The organism is Arthrobacter russicus, from assembly GCF_031454135.1.
GTDB classification, from domain to species: domain Bacteria; phylum Actinomycetota; class Actinomycetes; order Actinomycetales; family Micrococcaceae; genus Renibacterium; species Renibacterium russicum.
Window position 1 is genome coordinate 200,568 of record NZ_JAVDQF010000001.1, and the last position, 16,479, is coordinate 217,046.

The following is a 16,479-nucleotide window of genomic DNA, read 5'->3' on the forward strand; positions in this document are numbered from 1 at the left end:
CTTTGAGTAATCACTATGAGGTATTGGGTGTCTCCCGTGACGCGACCGGTGAGGAAATCAAGAAGGCCTACCGCAAGCTCGCGAGGCAGTACCACCCCGATGTCTACAGCGGTGACGACGCGGAAGCCAGATTCAAAGAAGTCACGCACGCCTATGAAGTGCTCTCCGACCCGCAGAAACGACGGGTCTACGACACCACCGGAAACGAAAACGGCACGCAGAACGGAAGCGCTGGCTTCTCCGGCGCCGGATTCGCGTTCCAAGACATCTTCGAGACCTTCTTCGGCGGCCAAGGCGGCGGCCAAGGGCCGATTCCGCGTACCCGTCGCGGCCAGGATGCGCTCATCGCGGTCCGGATCGAACTGCGCGATGCCGTTTTCGGAGTGAACAAGAAAATCGAGGTCGAAACCGCGGTGGTGTGCCCTACCTGCAATGGCTCCTGCTGCCGCGAAGGCACGAGTATGGAAACCTGTGAGATCTGCCGCGGATCCGGACAGGTGCAGCGGCCGGTCCGGTCGATTCTGGGCCAGGTCATGACGGTGGCTGCCTGCACTACCTGCCAAGGGCACGGCACCGTGATTCCGGACCCGTGCAATGAATGCATGGGCGAAGGACGCGTCCGCTCGCGCCGTTCGCTGACCATCAAAGTCCCGGCCGGGGTGGATACCGGAAACCGGATCCAACTTGGTGGCCAAGGCGAGGCCGGCCCGGCCGGCGGCCCGGCAGGGGACCTGTTCGTGGAGATCCGGGTCAACCGCGATGCGAAGTTCGACCGCGAAGGCGATGACCTGCAGGCCGTGGTCTCGGTGCCGATGACCGCCGCCGCGTTGGGCACGGATTTGAACATCGACACTTTCGACGGGGTCCAACCGTTGAGCGTCAAACCCGGCACGCAGTCCGGCGAGGTGGTGACCTTGCGCGGCTTGGGCGTCACGCATCTGCGGGGCCAGGGCCGTGGCGATCTGAAGATTCAATTGACCGTGGAAACGCCGACCAAGGTCGATGCGGCCCAGGAAGACCTGCTCCGGCAATTGGCTGCATTGCGGGGCGAGCAGTTCACCGAAGGGAAATTGGTTTCCTCAGGCGGCATGTTCGCGAAACTGCGCGACAAACTGGGCAACCTCTGACCGGCGATGACCAATCCAGTCTTCTTCGCTGATTCGCAGGACCTTTCCGGCCTGGATGCCGGCGACGTCTTTGAACTCGGCGGAGCCGAAGGGCACCACGCCGCGACCGTGAAGCGGATCGCGGCCGGAGAACCGGTCGACCTGGTCGACGGTTCGGGACTGCGTCTGGTCTGCTCGGTCGTGCAGAGCGGGGCGGGCATGCTGTTGCTGCAGATCGATCGGCGGATCGAGGAACCCCAGCCTGCGCCCCGGCTGGTTTTGGTGCAAGCGTTGGCCAAGGACGGGCGGGACGAGTTGGCCATTGAGACGGCCACCGAACTGGGCGTGGACGCGGTGATCCCCTGGCAAGCGGACCGGTCGATCGTGCGTTGGCGGCCAGAGCGCCTGGAGAAATCGATGGCGAAATGGCAAAAGACGATCCAAGCGGCAGCAAAGCAGGCCCGGCGTGCCAGGATCCCCGAGCTGCACGGCTTGCTGGACAGTGCCGGTCTGGTCCGCCATACGGCATCGGCGGAGGCCACCCGCTTGGTGGTGCTGCATGAGGATGCGGCCGCGGGCCTGGCAGCTCAGCTGGCAGATTGGCGCGAAGCCCGGCAGCTGCTGTTGGTGGTCGGACCCGAAGGCGGCATGAGCGATCGGGAGTTGGCGCTTTTCGATGCGGCAGGAGCCGATCGCTGGCGTTTGGGGCAGCATGTGCTCCGGTCTTCGACCGCGGGGCCGGCCGCGTTGGCGGTGCTCGGCGAAGCCTTGGCGCGTTGGTGAGCGCCGGACGGTCAACGGCTCGCTATTTGACCGTGAAGGTCTTGTCTTCCAGATACAGCTGAGCGCTCGGATTGTTCGAGTCGGTGCCGAAAACCTTCAGTTGGTACTTCCCCGAAGGTAGGTCGAGGCTGAAAGCGAAATTGCCGGCTTGGGCAGCGGCCGCAGACGATGCGCTGCCTTTTTGGGCCAGGCCCGGCACGCCCTGGGCGTCCACGAGGTACAACTCCCATTGCAATGACCCGGAACTCAGCGACGCGCGCCCGCCGATATTGACGGTATTGCTTTCGAAAACCGCGCCCTGTTGCGGGTCGATGATCCAAATCGGGGCTTGCACGCCGGCATCCCTGGTCAGTGGCCGATCCAGTTTGACTTGGTCGAAGGCGTTGAAGTCGGTGTGCCCGTCGACCAACACGGTCACTTGCACGTTCTGGCCCGAATCCACCAGCCCGGCGTTGGAGGCTGCCGCGGTGGCGGTATAGACCAGTTGCTGGACCGCCAGCTGCGCGGTTTCATTGCTGACTTTTCCGGCGAAGGCGTCCGCGGACAGGTCCACCGTGATCGAGGTGCGGCCGGAAACCGAAGCGGCGATTTTCGAGGCCTTCGACCAAGGCGTCATATACCTCGGATCCAAGGGCTTGGTGCTGGTCATCAGCTGCAAAGCAGCCCGGATCGGATCATCGCCGGAGTTGAGCCGGAGGAATTCGCGATAGAGGAAGCCCCGGTTCGCCGCGCCGAGCCAATACACCGGAACCTTGTTGTTCGCCTGCGCGGTTTCGATCGGCAACGGGATCGCGGAGCCGTTCGAGGAATTCGAATTCAGCGGCAGGTTGCTCGCCGGTGTCGTTTGGCTGATTCCGGAGCAGGCGCCGAGAAAGAAGCAGAGAAAGACCGCGACGACGGCCTGCAGACCGCGACGCTTGCCCTGCCCGGAGCTTTTCCCGAAAAACCTGCTAATGATGCTTCCTTACGCCAACCGACAAGATCGGTGCCCGTCGACGCATTACGGCTGCCGGTGGATGCCGGGCCCAGCCGAGGGCACCATGACAGCTTGACACAGCAAGGTAGGCGTCGGCTTTGAGATTCGGCGCCTGCGGCCAACTGCAACCGGATCGAAATAGATCTGATATCAGACTGAGATCTGGACCGGTTTCGCCAAAGCCATGGATGATCCGGAGCCGCTACCGCATAAGATGGGAGTGACCGGTTGGATGATGGCTGCGCGGCAGCACTGTCCGGCCGACCAGCCAAGACATCGTGAATCGGAAGCGAGAATGAAGGCCGAGCGGCCGGGACCATGACCGAACCTAATACTTTCCCACGCACCATCGACGGAATCCGGACCGAAACCATAACCTTCGATTCCACAGAGCAGATGGTCGCGTCCTTGGGTAGCCAAGACCAAGCCTTGCGCGCCGTGGAGATGCACTTCCCAGGCATCGACTTCCACGCCAGAGGCAACGAGCTCGCAGTCTCCGGTCCGGAAGCCGATGTGCCCAGGATCGTCAGGCTGTTCGCCGAAATCCGTGCCCTGGTGCTGCGGCAGACCGTGATTACGCCGCAAGTCATCGAACAACTTGCCAGCATGCTGCGGGCTCAGACGCCGGACCGCCCGGCAGATGTCTTGACCCACAACATCCTGACCAGCCGCGGCCGCACGATCCGGCCGAAGACCCTGAACCAGAAGAGCTATGTCGACTCCATCGACCGGAACACGATTGTCTTCGGCATCGGACCGGCCGGAACCGGCAAGACCTATTTGGCGATGGCCAAAGCAGTTCAGGCCTTGCAGCAGAAAGAAGTCAGCCGGATCATCCTGACCCGGCCGGCAGTGGAGGCAGGCGAGCGCCTGGGCTTCCTGCCGGGCACTTTGAACGACAAGATCGATCCTTACCTGCGCCCGCTCTACGATGCGCTGCACGACATGATCGATCCGGAGACGATTCCCCGGCTGATGGCCGCAGGCACCATCGAGGTCGCTCCGCTGGCCTATATGCGCGGGCGGACCCTCAACGATGCGTTCATCATCCTGGACGAAGCGCAGAACACCACTGCGGAACAAATGAAAATGTTCCTGACCCGGCTCGGTTTCGGATCCAAAATGGTGGTCACCGGCGACGTCACCCAGGTCGATCTGCCCGGCGGGGTCCGTTCCGGGCTCCGCGTCGTGGAGGGAATCCTGACCGGGATCGACGGCGTCGACTTCGCGCAATTGGAAGCCGCCGATGTGGTTCGGCACCGACTGGTCGGCGACATCGTCAAGGCCTATGCGCTGTGGAGCGAAACCGCCGGCACACCGAAAGCGAGCGAACACCATGAGCATTGAAATCAACAACGAATCGGGCGTCGAATCGCCGGACGAAGAATTGGTGCGGCTGGCGCGTTTCGTCTTCGAACAACTCCATTTGCACCCGCAAACCGAATTGTCGATCATCCTGGCTGACCGCGAGGCGATGGAGAAATTGCATCTGGAGTGGATGGACGAGCCCGGGGCCACCGATGTGCTGTCGTTCCCGATGGACGAGTTGCGTCCGGGCACCATCGCCAGGCCGGCCCCGGCCGGTCTGCTCGGCGATATCGTGATCTGCCCGCAGGTGGCGCAGGAACAGGCGGATGCCGGTGGGCACAGCCTGGAGGACGAATTGCTGCTCCTGGCCACACACGGTTTGCTGCATCTGCTCGGGTTCGACCACGAGGAACCGGAAGAAAAGGCAGAGATGTTCGGCTTGCAGCGTCAGCTGCTCAGCAGTTTCCTGGGCCGGCCGGCGCCGGCGGAGACCACCACGTGATCACAGCCCTGCTTTTGGCCATGGCTTTGGTCTTCGTGGCCATTGCGGGAGTGCTGACTGCGGCGGAGGCGGCGTTGAACTTCTTGCCGAGAAACGTGGCGGAGGCGATCCGGGAGGAGCGTGATCCTGGGTTGCGGCAACGGCAAACTGCGTTGCGGGCAGTATTGGCGGCACCCGGGGACCATCAGAACGCGCTGCGGTTTTGGCGCATCTGGTTCGAAACCGCAGCCGCGGTCGCTGTGGCGATGCTGTTTTTGAACCTGATCGACCATCTTTGGCTGGCCGGCCTGCTGGCCACCGTGGTGATGGCCGGCGTCGGCTTCGTGCTGGTCGGAGTTTCACCGCGCCAGATCGGCAGGCTGCACGCCCTCGGCGTGTTGCGCGGCACTGCTTGGCTGGTCAGGTTCCTGCGTTTGGTACTCGGGCCGGTGCCGGGATGGTTGATGCGCCTGGGCGGAGCGGTGGCTCCTGGCGCGCCCCGCGTGGAGCAGGACTTCGTGAGCGAAGAAGAATTCCGCGAGTTCGTGGACCGGGCCAGCGAATCGGACATGATCGAAGATGACGAGGTGGAACTGATCCAGAGCGTCTTCGATTTGGACGAGACCTTGGTCCGCGCCGTGATGGTGCCCCGGACCGACATCGTCGGGATCGAACGGGGCTCCACGCTGAAGCAGGCTTTGGCGCTGTTCATCCGCTCGGGCTATTCCCGGGTTCCGGTGTTCGGTGAGGATACGGACGAGGTTTTGGGCGTGCTGTACCTCAAGGACGTGGTGGCCACCCAGCAGCGGCTTTCCGAAGGCGGTCGGGAGCCGACGGTGGAGAACTTGGGCCGCCAGGTGCGCTACGTCCCCGAATCGAAGCCGGTGGGGGAGTTGCTCCGCGAATTGCAATTGGAATCGACCCACGTGGCGATCGTGATCGATGAGTACGGCGGCACCGCGGGATTGGTGACCTTGGAAGACCTGATCGAAGAAATCGTGGGCGAGATCGTGGACGAGTACGACGCCGAAGGTCCTGAGGTCGAAGAACTCGGCCCGAACCGCTACCGGGTGAGTGCGCAGTTGGGCATCGACGACCTCGGCGAACTCTTCGGGCTGGATCTGGAAGACGATGAGGTCGATACCGTCGGCGGATTGCTCGCGAAGCAGCTGGGCCGGGTACCGATCGTGGGTAGCCGGGTGACCTTCGACGGGCTGGATTTGCTCGCCGAGCGGCTGGAAGGCCGGCGGAATCGGGTCAGCCACTTGATTGTCAGCCGCGGTCCGGCGGTCCACACTGAAATTGAACCAAGCGACAACGAGGCAGGCAGGGAGCACAACCATGAACGCGACTGAGGGGTACCGGGCCGGATTCGCGGTACTGGTGGGCCGGCCGAATGCCGGCAAATCGACTTTGACCAATGCTCTGGTGGGCCACAAAGTTGCCATCACCTCGGCGAAGCCGCAGACCACCCGACACACGATCCGCGGCATTGTGCACCGCGAGGATTTCCAGTTGATCCTGGTGGACACGCCCGGTCTGCACCGGCCCAGGACTCTGCTGGGCCAACGGCTGAACGACCTGGTCGCCGGAACGCTGTCCGAGGTCGATGCGATCGGATTCTGCCTCCCAGCGAATGAGAAGATCGGTCCGGGCGATCGCTTCATCGCGGCCCAGTTGGCCCAGGTCGGCCGCAAGCCCGTGATCGCCTTGGTCACCAAAACCGACACGGTCTCCAAGGAACAGCTGGCGCAACAGCTGCTCGCGGTCAGCGAGCTGGGCCGGGAAGCGCTCGGCGGTGAAGGCTTCGCCGACGTGGTGCCGGTCTCGGCGGTGAAGGACCACCAGGTCGGCATCGTCGCCGAAGTGCTGGCATCGCATTTGCCGGTGTCACCGGCGTTGTACCCGGATGGCGAGTTGACTGATGAGCCAGAGGCCGTGATGGTCGCCGAGCTGGTCCGGGAAGCGGCGCTCGAAGGCGTCCGGGACGAGATGCCGCATTCTTTGGCCGTGGTGGTGGAGGAGATTCTGCCCCGGGAAGGCCGCAGCGAGGACAAACCTCTGCTGGACGTCCGGGTGAACCTGTACGTGGAACGGCCGTCGCAAAAGGCGATCATCATCGGCAAAGGCGGCGCGCGGCTGCGCGACGTCGGCACCAAGGCCCGGCAGGGCATCGAGGCGCTGCTCGGCACGAGGGTGTACCTGGACTTGCACGTCAAGGTCGCCAAAGACTGGCAGCGGGATCCCAAACAGCTGGTCAAGCTGGGTTTCTGAGCTTCCGGGGAGGGCAGCCCGAGCAGCGGGCTGTTGCCGGGCTGTTGCAATCCGCACAGCGAGTTCCTAGTGCCCAGATCAGGTTTGCAGAGGCAATCAGTCTGCTCGGGGCGTAGAATAAACGGGTTCTGTACCCGATGAAAGGTTGCTGCATGAGCGGTCGCCGAGTTGACGGAGGCAATGGCGCCTCGAGAAAGCGCCTCCCCGAATCTTTCGGCGAAAGCGATGCCATCCGGCCGCGGCATTTGCGTGCCCGACGGCGGTCCCCGCTCTGGTTGAAGATCTCCGCCGGATTGGTCAGCCTGGCTCTGGTTGCCGGAATCGGTTTGGCCGGCGTGCTGTTCCTGCGCTTCCAGGGCAACATCAAGGGGGAACAGCTCAATGCCGGTTTGGGCGGCAATTCCGCCCCGGTGGCGGACGACAACCGCGATGCGATCCAGATCCTGATCATGGGCACGGATACCCGTTCCGGCAAAGATGCCAGCTACGGCAGCGAGGATGATTCTTCCGGTTACGGAAACTCGGATGTGATGATCCTGATGAATCTCTCGGCGGACCGGAAACGGGTCTCCATGGTGAGCTTCCCGCGCGATCTGATGGTCCCGTTTCCCGGCTGCAAAGATGCCAAGACCGGGCAGATCTTCCCGGCCCAGAGAGCCATCCAACTGAACTCGGCGTTGAGCATGGCCGGGCCAGGATGCACGGTGGAGACGATCAACAAATTCACCGGCCTGACCATCGACCACTTCATGATGGCCGATTTCACCGCGGTCAAGGACCTCACCACTGCCTTGGGCGGAGTCGACGTCTGCGTGGACCTTCCGGTCGTCGATCAGGCCTCCGGGCTGAATCTTCCGGCCGGCACTTCGAGCATTTCCGGTGACCAGGCACTGGCTTTCCTCCGCACCCGGCATGCCTTCGGCGACGGCAGCGACTTGGACCGGATCCAGTCGCAGCAGGCTTTCCTGGCCTCGATGACCCGCAAGATCAAGTCCGAAGGCACCTTGGCGAATGTGCCGAAGCTGCTGCAGATCGCGGACATCGTCACCAGCAATCTGACCGTGGACCAGGGTCTTTCCAACGCACCTGCGCTGATCGCCATGGCGAACCGCCTCAAAGACGTGGACCTGGCCAAAGTGGCGTTCGTGACGGTTCCGAACGAGGCCTACGCGCTGGACCCCAACCGGGTGCAGCTCAAACCCGAAGCCAACCAGCTTTTCGCGGCGCTGCAGGCGGATGCAGATCTGACCCAGCCCGCGCCGCCGAGCAGTACGGCACCGCCGGCTACTGCGAACAGCCAGCCGCCGGTCCAGCCGGCCTTCGACCGGTCGCTGCAACCGGTGATCGTCAGCAACGCTTCCGGGCTGGCCGCCCGCGGAGCCGAACTGCGGCAGAACCTGGTGTCCGCCGGCTACACCGATGCGGTGCGCAACGATTCGGTGGCGGTCCAGCCGACGACGCAATTGCTGTACGGCCGCGATTTCGCGGACGTGGCCCAGGACATCGCCGCGAAATACGGCATTCCGAGCAGCGCACTGGTTTCCGCACCGGCGCTGGCCGGGGTGCAGTTGGTAATCGGGCAGGACTTCGTCTCCGGCACCGCCTATGGGCAGGTTTCAGTGCCGAGCGACCTTCAGGTCAATACTGCGCAGCAGCCGACGCAATGCCGGCAAGTGACCAACTCCGGCGGCTGACCGGCGAAGCGGAGTTTCACCGCAAACTGCTTGCCGCGGCCGCGGCTCGGCCCGGGCGATCGCGCCGAGCCGCGGCCTGATCGGGCTTCGATTACCAGATGCTGACCCGTTCCGCCGGATCCAGCCAAAGCCCATCACCGGGAGCGGTGCCGAATTCCTGGTGGAACTCCGGCAGGTTCTTCACCACCTGGTTGCAACGCCAGCTGGCCGGCGAGTGCGGGTCGATTGCAATCCTTTTGACCGCGTCTTCCGGCCGATTTTTGCTCTGCCAGCAGGATGCCCAGGCGAAGTAGAACCGCCGGGCTCCGGAAAGCCCGTCGATTTCCGGAGCGGCCTGGCCAGCCAAAGCCAATTGCCAAGCCTTGTAGCCGATGCTCAATCCGCCCAGATCCCCGATGTTTTCGCCAAGCGTGAGCTTGCCGTTGACCCGTTCCTCCGGAGCCGCGATCGGGCTCAGCGCATCGTACTGCGCCACGAGTTTCGCGGTGCGCTCCTCGAAGGCCGCCCGGTCCTGATCGGTCCACCAGTTGCTGAGCGCCCCGTCGCCGTCGTACTGCGATCCCTGGTCGTCGAAGCCATGGCCGATTTCGTGCCCGATCACCGCGCCGATACCGCCGAAATTCGCCGCGTCGTCGGCCGCTGCGTCGAAGAACGGCGGCTGCAGAATCGCCGCCGGGAAGACGATTTCGTTCATCGTGGGGTTGTAGTAGGCGTTGACGGTCTGCGGCGTCATGAGCCATTCCGTGCGGTCGATCGGTTGGCCGATCCGGGCGAGTTGCCGGGCCAGCTCGAACGCTTCGGCGCGGGCCAGATTGCCCAGCACGTCGTCAGCGGAGATCTCCAGACCGGAGTAATCCCGCCAGACGTCCGGATAGCCGATTTTCGGCACGAACTTGGCGAGCTTTTCCAGTGCTTTCGCCTTGGTGGCTTCGCTCATCCAGTCCAGGGCCCGGATCGATTGCCGGTATGCCTCGATCAATCCGGCGACGAGCTTCTCCATCTTGGCTTTGTGCTCCGGGGGAAAATGCTTGGCCACATAGAGTTGGCCGACGGCTTCGCCCAAGGCGCCTTCGACCAGCGCGGTACCGCGCTTCCAGCGTTCTTTGTTCTCCGTGGTGCCGCTGAGCACGGTTCCGTAGAAGGCGAAGTCTTCGGCGACGAATTCTTCGGCCAGGTAGGGGGCAGCTGAGGACGCCACGCGCATGGCCAGCCAGTCCTGCCACTCTCGCAATGGACGTTCGGCGAGTAGTTGTGCCGCGGTGCGGAAGAAATCCGGTGTCGCCACGATGATTTCGGCAGTCTGCGCCTCGCTGGCGCCCAACTCGTCGAGCCACGGCGCCAGCGGCGGGAACAGTTCGAGCGCTGCCTGCCGGGTCAGCAGGTTGTAGCGTTTTTGCGGGTCCCGCAAGGTGACTTTGTCCCAATGGCCGGCAGCCAACGCAGTTTCCAGGTCGAATACCCGGCTCGCGGCCTGCTCGGCGTCGGGCCGTCCGGCCAATTCCAGCATCCGGGCGATATGGTTCCGGTACCCGCTGCGGATGTCCGCGGATTTGTCCTCGCGGTAATAGGCCTCGTCCGGCAGGCCGAGGCCGCTTTGCTGGATCTGGAACAGATAGCGGCTCGGGTCGCCCGGATCGTTGTAGACGTAGAAGCCGATCAGGCCGGCGGTGCCGCGGCCCTGCAGCTTTGCCAGCAGTCTGATGAACTGGTCCGCGTCCGCAGTGGCGTAGACCGCTTCCAAGGTCGCCCGGATCGGTTCGATGCCGGCCGCATTGATCTGATCCTCGGCCATGAAACTGGCGTAGAGATCGCCGATCTTCTTCGCCAGCGGATCGTGCTGCGCCTCGGCTGCGGTCTCGATGATGTCGCGGACCGCGGCTTCGGAGCTGTCCCGCAAGCTGATGAAGGAACCGATCGAGGCACGGTCGGCCGGAATTTCGTTCTGTTCGAACCAGCGGCCGTTCACGTGCATGAACAGATCGTCCTGGGGTCGGAACTCTGTCGCAAAACTGCTCTGGTCGATTCCTGATGCTGTGCCTGACGGCGCCATAGATGCTTCCCTTGATCGCGGTTGACGGACGGAAGAACCGCTTGCTGACACGGTTCACCCTCATCCTATTCGCCATGCTAGGCTACTTCCGTGCGCGCTGGAATCCTTCTTCTTAGCTGCCGCGGCGAGGCCAAAGCCCGTTGATCCACAGGGTCTGTTCATCTGCAGACCAGCTCAACGGGAGGCCGATTCCTCGCCGCGGTGTTCGTCGTACCCGGCCAGGAATTCATCCAAGAGAAAAGGCCTGCTGACTTGCGAAACGCTCAAAAACCTTCTGGAATGCCAGTACACCGGTACCTGCCCTTTCACGAACAAATCACCGTGGAACTAGCCGACCGGACCTGGCCGGACCGGCGGATCAGCAAAGCACCGCGCTGGTGCGCGGTGGATCTCCGGGACGGGAACCAAGCGCTGATCGATCCGATGAGCCCGGCCCGGAAACTCAAAATGTTCCAGTTGCTGGTCAAAATGGGCTACAAGGAAATCGAAGTCGGGTTCCCCTCCGCCTCGCAGACGGACTTCGATTTCGTCCGGCAGCTGATCGAGGGCGGCCACATCCCGGAGGACGTCACCATCCAGGTGCTGACGCAGGCCCGGGAACATTTGATCGAGCGGACCTATGAGTCGCTGGTCGGCGCCAAACAGGCGATCGTGCACCTCTACAATTCGACGTCGGTGCTGCAACGCCGGGTGGTCTTCAATGAGGACGAAGCCGGGGTGATGGCGATTGCGACGCAAGGCGCGCTGCTCTGCAAGAAGTACCAGGAGACGTTGACCGACACCAAGATCACCTACGAATACTCGCCGGAATCCTTCACCGGCACCGAACTGGAGTATGCGGTCCGGGTCTGCAATGCCGTGGCGGACATCTTCGAAGCCTCGGCGGACAACCAAGTGATCGTCAACTTGCCGGCCACTGTGGAAATGATCACGCCGAACGTGTATGCGGATTCGATCGAATGGATGAGCCGCAATCTGCATCCCCGGGAAGGCATCATCTTGTCCTTGCACCCGCACAATGACCGGGGGACCGGCGTGGCCGCGGCGGAACTGGGCTATCTGGCCGGCGCGGACCGGATCGAAGGCTGTCTGTTCGGCAATGGCGAACGGACCGGCAACGTCGACCTGGTCACCCTCGGCTTGAACATGTTCAGCCAGGGTGTGGACCCGATGATCGATTTCTCCGACATCGACGAAATCCGCCGGACCGTGGAGTACTGCAATCAGTTGCCGGTCCCGGAGCGGATGCCCTATGGTGGCGATCTGGTGTTCACCGCCTTTTCCGGCTCGCACCAGGACGCGATCAAGAAGGGACTGGAAGCACTCGAACGGGATGCCGCAGCAGCGGGGCAGGCGGTCTCCGACGCGGTCTGGGCAGTGCCCTACCTGCCGGTCGATCCGAAAGACCTGGGCCGCAGCTACGAGGCAGTGATCCGGGTCAATTCGCAGTCCGGCAAGGGCGGCGTGGCCTACTTGCTCAAGAGTGAGCACAGCCTCGATCTGCCTCGGCGCGCGCAGATCGAGTTCTCCGGCGTGATTCAGCGCCGGACCGATTCGGTGGGCGGCGAAGTCAGCGCGGAACAGCTCTGGGATGCCTTCACCGATGAGTATTTGCCGAGCCCGGCGGACAGCCCGAACGGACAATGGGGACGCTACGCGCTCGGTTCGATGAATGCGGACACCGCAGAAGACGGTACGACGACGCTGAGCACCGTGATGCGGATCGACGGCGTCGAGCAGCGCAGGACCGGGGTGGGCAATGGGCCGATCGCGGCACTGCTGCAGATCTTGCACGACGACGGCGTCGACCTGCGCGTGCTCGACTACACCGAACATGCGCTTTCCGAGGGTGGAAGCGCCAGCGCGGCATCGTACGTCGAATGCGCGGTCGGGGATCGGGTGCTGTGGGGCGTCGGGATTGACCCGAACACCACGGTGTCATCGCTCAAAGCCGTGGTTTCCGCGGTGAACCGGGCGATCCGGGATCATCGGCTGAGCTGATTCCAAGCCGTGGGACTCCGCCTGTCGGCTCGGTATTGCGGCTGCCGGGGTGAGAGAATGGACGGGTGTCCGGATCTTCCAGCTTCGCAGCGCGCACGTACCGCGATGACGCGGTGGTGCTCCGTACCCACAAACTGGGTGAAGCAGACCGGATCATCACGCTCTTGACCAGGGAGCACGGGCAAGTCCGTGCCGTGGCCAAAGGCGTCCGCCGTACCAGCAGCAAGTTCGGCGGCCGCCTGGAGCCGTTCATGGTCGCAGACCTGCAGCTGATTTCCGGGCGCACTTTGGACATCATCTCGCAAGCGGTGAGCAAGGGATCCTACGGGCAGCAAATCGCGGCGCACTACGACCGTTACACGGTCGCCACGGCGATGGCGGAGACCGCGGAGCGGCTGACGGATTCCGACCAGGAATCCGCGGGCGCCCAGTACCGGCTGTTGATCGGCGCCTTTTCCGCGTTGGCACGCGGCGAGCACGCAGCCGAATTGATTCTGGATTCGTATCTGCTCCGGGCGCTGTCCACTGCTGGTTGGGCGCCGAGCTTCACCGACTGCGCCAGGTGCGGCAACCCCGGGCCGCACAGCGCATTTTCGGCTGCGCTCGGCGGCGCGGTCTGCCATGATTGCCGGCCACCCGGATCGCCTTCGCCGGCAGCGCAGACCATGGTGCTGCTGGCCGCATTGCTGACCGGTGATTGGCCGGTGGCAGACGCGTCTGACCCGGCGAACCGCCGAGAGGCAGCGGGCTTGGTTGCGAGCTATGTGCAATGGCATCTGGAGCGCGTGGTGCGTTCCTTCCGACTGGTAGAAAGACTTTGATGGTTCGCCGTTCAAGCCGAGATCCGAACAAACCTCCAGTGGTGGCACCGTGGCAGCACCCTTCCGGGGACCCGATGCCGCAAATCCCGGCGGAACTGGTGCCGGAACACGTGGCGATCGTGATGGACGGGAATGGACGTTGGGCCAACCAACGCGGTTTGACCCGGATCGAAGGGCACCGTGCCGGCGAGCCGGCGTTGCTGGATGTGATGGCCGGTGCGATCGAAATCGGCGTCAAACATGTCTCGGTGTTCGCCTTCTCGACGGAGAATTGGCGCCGCTCGCCGGATGAAGTGCGGTTTTTGATGGGCTTCAATCGGGATGTGCTGCGCCGGCAACGCGACCAACTGGATGCCTGGGGAGTACGGGTGCGTTGGTCCGGCCGGAAACCCCGGTTGTGGGGATCGGTGATCAAGGAACTTGAGATCGCCCAGGAGCGTACCCGGGACAATGACGTGATCACCTTGAACATGTGCGTCAACTATGGCGGCCAGGCAGAAATCGCGGATGCGGTCAAAGCCATCGCGGCCGAGGTCGCGGCCGGCAAACTGAAGCCCGGTGCGATTTCGGAAAAGACCATTCAGAAGCATCTGTACCAACCGGATCTCCCACCGGTGGACTTGTTCCTGCGCTCCAGCGGGGAACAGCGGATCTCGAATTTCGTGCTTTGGCAGAGCGCTTATGCGGAATTCGTCTTCCTGGATACCCTCTGGCCGGATGTGGACCGACGCACCTTGTGGCAGGCGATCGACACCTACGCCAAACGGGACCGGCGCTACGGGGGAGCAGTCGATGCGGCCGCTCCGGACGGGCATCAGCCGTAGGCGCGCAACCACTCCTGCACGTCGGCATAAACCCGGGTGCGCACCGGTTTCGATGACAGGAAGGCGTCGTGCAGCGCTCCGGCGTAGCGGTTGACCATTACCCGGCGACCGATCTGCAAACCCAACCGCGCCATCTCCTGGACATCGATGACCGCGTCGACCGACATCATCTCCTGGCTCCAGTCGGCCTGGATCAGGGTGCGTTCCGAAAGCAGCATCAGGATCGGGACGTCGATCCGCAACCCCTTGGAAACCTGGGCGTGCCCGTTCAGCACGGCTTTGATCCAGCCGGCGCGGAACGGGAAGGAGTTCGCCGGCCGCCACACCGGGTCGAGGTCCCATTCGCCGTGTGCGGTTTTGCTCACCGACTGCCAGTAGGCCGTCATGTCCGGAAAGTGGAACACCCGGCGCGGGTCCGATCGGACGAACGGGTCGACCAGATGCGTGGCGATTTGCCGGACGAACCGGCTGCCCTGCAATTCGAGCCAGGGACCGTTGAGGATCAAGGAGCTGAGTATTCCGGGGTTGCGGTCCGCCCAAAGACAGGCGATCAGGCCGCCCAGGGAATGCGCCAGCAGATGGATCCGGTGGCCGGGACCCAGATCGGCTTCGATCGCGGCCAAAGCCGCGGCCAAGTCTGCGTCATAGACAGCCAAATCATCGGTGAAGCCTTCGGACTGCCCTGGCCGCAGGCTGCGCCCGTACTTGCGCAAGTCCAAGGCGTAGAACGCGACTCCGTGCGCGGTGAAGAACTCCGCAAGCTCGGTTTGGAAGAAATAGTCGGCCCAGCCGTGCAGATAGAGGACCACGTCCACGGCCGGATCCGGCTCACCGCCGTCTTTGCGCAAAAGCCGTTGCAGCCAGGACGGCGGTCCCTGCCGACGCTCCGCCCGGTGGCGCACCAAGGTGGCGACCACCGGGCCTTCGTCGTCCTGCCCCAGCTCCAAGGTCAGTTTTTGGAACTTCGGGCCCAAGTGGTCGGATTCCCAGTCAAGACGCTGTCCGGTCGCTGTTGTGGTCATGCATCGTCCCTTCCGGGCGCCCCGGTGCCCTGTTCCAACATGTAACCGCGCAACCAGCGCAACAATCTCGAGTAGGCCAATTCGCGGACCGGCTTTTGGGACAGCAGCACATCATGCAGACCGCCGTCGATCTTTTCAATCGTGACGCTTTCGCCCAGCGTAATCGCCCGGGCCGCCATGGTCTGGATATCCAGCACCGCGTCGGCGCTGCGCATGCCCTCGCGCCAGCGCGGACCATTGAGGCTGCGGGCGCTCATCAGCACCAGGATCGGGACTCCGATGTTCAGGCCTTTGGCAACTTGTGACTGTCCAGCCAGGATCGCGCTCATCCAGCCGAATCGGATCGGAAAAGCCAGCGGGGGCCGGAGCGCGTCGTCGAGTTGCCATTCGCCCTCGGCGCTGGCCGAGATCGAGCGCCAGTAGAAATTGCGCTCCGGCAATTTGATCCGGCTCTGCGGCCACCAACGTGCGAATGGCTCCACCATGGAGTAGGTGGCATGCCGGACGAATGAGCTGCCGTGCATCTCCAGCCAAGGACTGTTCAGGATCAGGTGGCTCACCGTGTCCGGGTGCCGGCTGGCCCACAATGCGGCCACCAGACCACCGGTGGAATGCCCCATGAAGGCGACTTTCGGAGCGGTCCCGCGGTAACGGGCCTGCAGGTCTTCGGTCACCGCGCTGAGCGATGCATCCAGCTCGGCGTCGTATTCGGCCAGATCGGCCACGAAGCCGCCCAGATCGCCGGTTCGGAGGCTGCGTCCGTGGTTGTGCAAGTCCAGGGCGTAAAACGCGATGCCGAGTCCGGTGAAGAATTCCGCCAACTCGGTGTTGAAGAAATAGTCGCTCCAGCCATGGATGAACAGCACCGCCTGGCCGGGCATCGAGGCTTGGTCTTCCGGCAAATGGCGCACCAGAGTGGCCACCCGGCCTGGTTCGTCCTTCCGGCCGATGCTCAATTCGGTGGACTCGTAGCCGGTGCCGAGAACATCCGGTTGCCACCTTCGCGCCTGCATCGAGCTGCTCCTGCCTTAGTCCTGCCTGTTGACCCGGTCACCGACCGCAGTGGTTCCATGCTATCTCCGCGACGGCCGCGGTGCTGCGCGCATTTTGAATCGCGGCGTCCAGACGGAAAACTAGAC

At 63.5% G+C, this 16,479-nt stretch carries 14 protein-coding genes; 10 read left to right on the plus strand and 4 right to left on the minus strand.

Annotated elements, in window-relative coordinates; all coding sequences use genetic code 11:
* The first annotated feature begins 2 nt into the window (after nucleotides 1–2).
* Complete coding sequence (dnaJ, locus tag JOE69_RS00890; RefSeq protein ID WP_296361932.1) at nucleotides 3–1,127, plus strand: molecular chaperone DnaJ; 1,125 nt, start codon at nucleotides 3–5, stop codon at nucleotides 1,125–1,127.
* A 6-nt stretch (nucleotides 1,128–1,133) separates the two neighbouring features.
* Nucleotides 1,134–1,889: a 16S rRNA (uracil(1498)-N(3))-methyltransferase gene (locus JOE69_RS00895; RefSeq protein WP_309795276.1), complete on the plus strand. Its 756-nt coding sequence runs from the start codon at nucleotides 1,134–1,136 to the stop codon at nucleotides 1,887–1,889.
* 22 nt (nucleotides 1,890–1,911) lie between these two features.
* Here JOE69_RS00895 and JOE69_RS00900 read toward each other — a convergent pair whose 3' ends face one another.
* Nucleotides 1,912–2,673, minus strand: a complete 762-nt coding sequence (locus JOE69_RS00900) for a GerMN domain-containing protein (protein WP_309795278.1) — start codon at nucleotides 2,671–2,673, stop codon at nucleotides 1,912–1,914.
* 510 nt (nucleotides 2,674–3,183) lie between these two features.
* Between JOE69_RS00900 and JOE69_RS00905 the strand changes: the two genes are divergently transcribed.
* The 5 genes from JOE69_RS00905 (at nucleotide 3,184) to JOE69_RS00925 (ending at nucleotide 8,622) form a co-directional block, all read left to right on the plus strand.
* Nucleotides 3,184–4,212, plus strand: coding sequence for a PhoH family protein (locus JOE69_RS00905; RefSeq protein ID WP_309795281.1), 1,029 nt, complete (start codon nucleotides 3,184–3,186; stop codon nucleotides 4,210–4,212).
* Nucleotides 4,202–4,675: an rRNA maturation RNase YbeY gene (gene ybeY, locus JOE69_RS00910; protein WP_309795282.1), complete on the plus strand. Its 474-nt coding sequence runs from the start codon at nucleotides 4,202–4,204 to the stop codon at nucleotides 4,673–4,675. Before JOE69_RS00905 ends, ybeY begins: the two co-directional genes overlap by 11 nt.
* On the plus strand, nucleotides 4,672–6,009 hold the full coding sequence (locus tag JOE69_RS00915) for a hemolysin family protein (RefSeq protein ID WP_309795284.1): 1,338 nt from the start codon (nucleotides 4,672–4,674) through the stop codon (nucleotides 6,007–6,009). The genes ybeY and JOE69_RS00915 overlap by 4 nt, the downstream gene beginning before the upstream one ends.
* The gene (gene era / locus JOE69_RS00920; protein ID WP_296361940.1) at nucleotides 5,996–6,928 is read left to right on the plus strand and encodes a GTPase Era; all 933 of its coding nucleotides are present in this window, start codon (nucleotides 5,996–5,998) and stop codon (nucleotides 6,926–6,928) included. Before JOE69_RS00915 ends, era begins: the two co-directional genes overlap by 14 nt.
* A 152-nt stretch (nucleotides 6,929–7,080) precedes the next feature.
* On the plus strand, nucleotides 7,081–8,622 hold the full coding sequence (locus tag JOE69_RS00925; protein ID WP_309795286.1) for an LCP family protein: 1,542 nt from the start codon (nucleotides 7,081–7,083) through the stop codon (nucleotides 8,620–8,622).
* A 91-nt stretch (nucleotides 8,623–8,713) separates the two neighbouring features.
* Here the strand turns inward: JOE69_RS00925 and JOE69_RS00930 are convergent, their stop codons facing one another.
* The gene (locus JOE69_RS00930; protein WP_309795288.1) at nucleotides 8,714–10,672 is read right to left on the minus strand and encodes a M13 family metallopeptidase; all 1,959 of its coding nucleotides are present in this window, start codon (nucleotides 10,670–10,672) and stop codon (nucleotides 8,714–8,716) included.
* A 252-nt stretch (nucleotides 10,673–10,924) separates the two neighbouring features.
* On the opposite strand from JOE69_RS00930, the gene leuA reads away from it, so the two are divergent.
* From leuA to JOE69_RS00945, 3 genes are all read left to right on the plus strand, one after another.
* Entirely contained in the window at nucleotides 10,925–12,673 is a 1,749-nt protein-coding gene (leuA, locus tag JOE69_RS00935) for a 2-isopropylmalate synthase (protein ID WP_296361945.1), read from the plus strand.
* A 65-nt stretch (nucleotides 12,674–12,738) separates the two neighbouring features.
* A complete protein-coding gene (gene recO / locus JOE69_RS00940; protein WP_309795293.1) occupies nucleotides 12,739–13,494 on the plus strand; it encodes a DNA repair protein RecO in 756 nt (251 codons plus the stop codon).
* The gene (locus JOE69_RS00945; RefSeq protein ID WP_309795295.1) at nucleotides 13,494–14,318 is read left to right on the plus strand and encodes an isoprenyl transferase; all 825 of its coding nucleotides are present in this window, start codon (nucleotides 13,494–13,496) and stop codon (nucleotides 14,316–14,318) included. Before recO ends, JOE69_RS00945 begins: the two co-directional genes overlap by 1 nt.
* Here JOE69_RS00945 and JOE69_RS00950 read toward each other — a convergent pair.
* Both JOE69_RS00950 and JOE69_RS00955 read right to left on the minus strand, forming a co-directional pair.
* Nucleotides 14,309–15,340, minus strand: a complete 1,032-nt coding sequence (locus JOE69_RS00950) for an alpha/beta hydrolase (RefSeq protein WP_309795297.1) — start codon at nucleotides 15,338–15,340, stop codon at nucleotides 14,309–14,311. The genes JOE69_RS00945 and JOE69_RS00950 overlap by 10 nt on opposite strands.
* Nucleotides 15,337–16,353 carry an alpha/beta hydrolase gene (locus JOE69_RS00955; protein ID WP_309795299.1) on the minus strand — a complete coding sequence of 339 codons (1,017 nt, stop codon included), beginning with the start codon at nucleotides 16,351–16,353 and terminating at the stop codon, nucleotides 15,337–15,339. Before JOE69_RS00955 ends, JOE69_RS00950 begins: the two co-directional genes overlap by 4 nt.
* Between the last annotated feature and the right edge of the window lie 126 nt (nucleotides 16,354–16,479).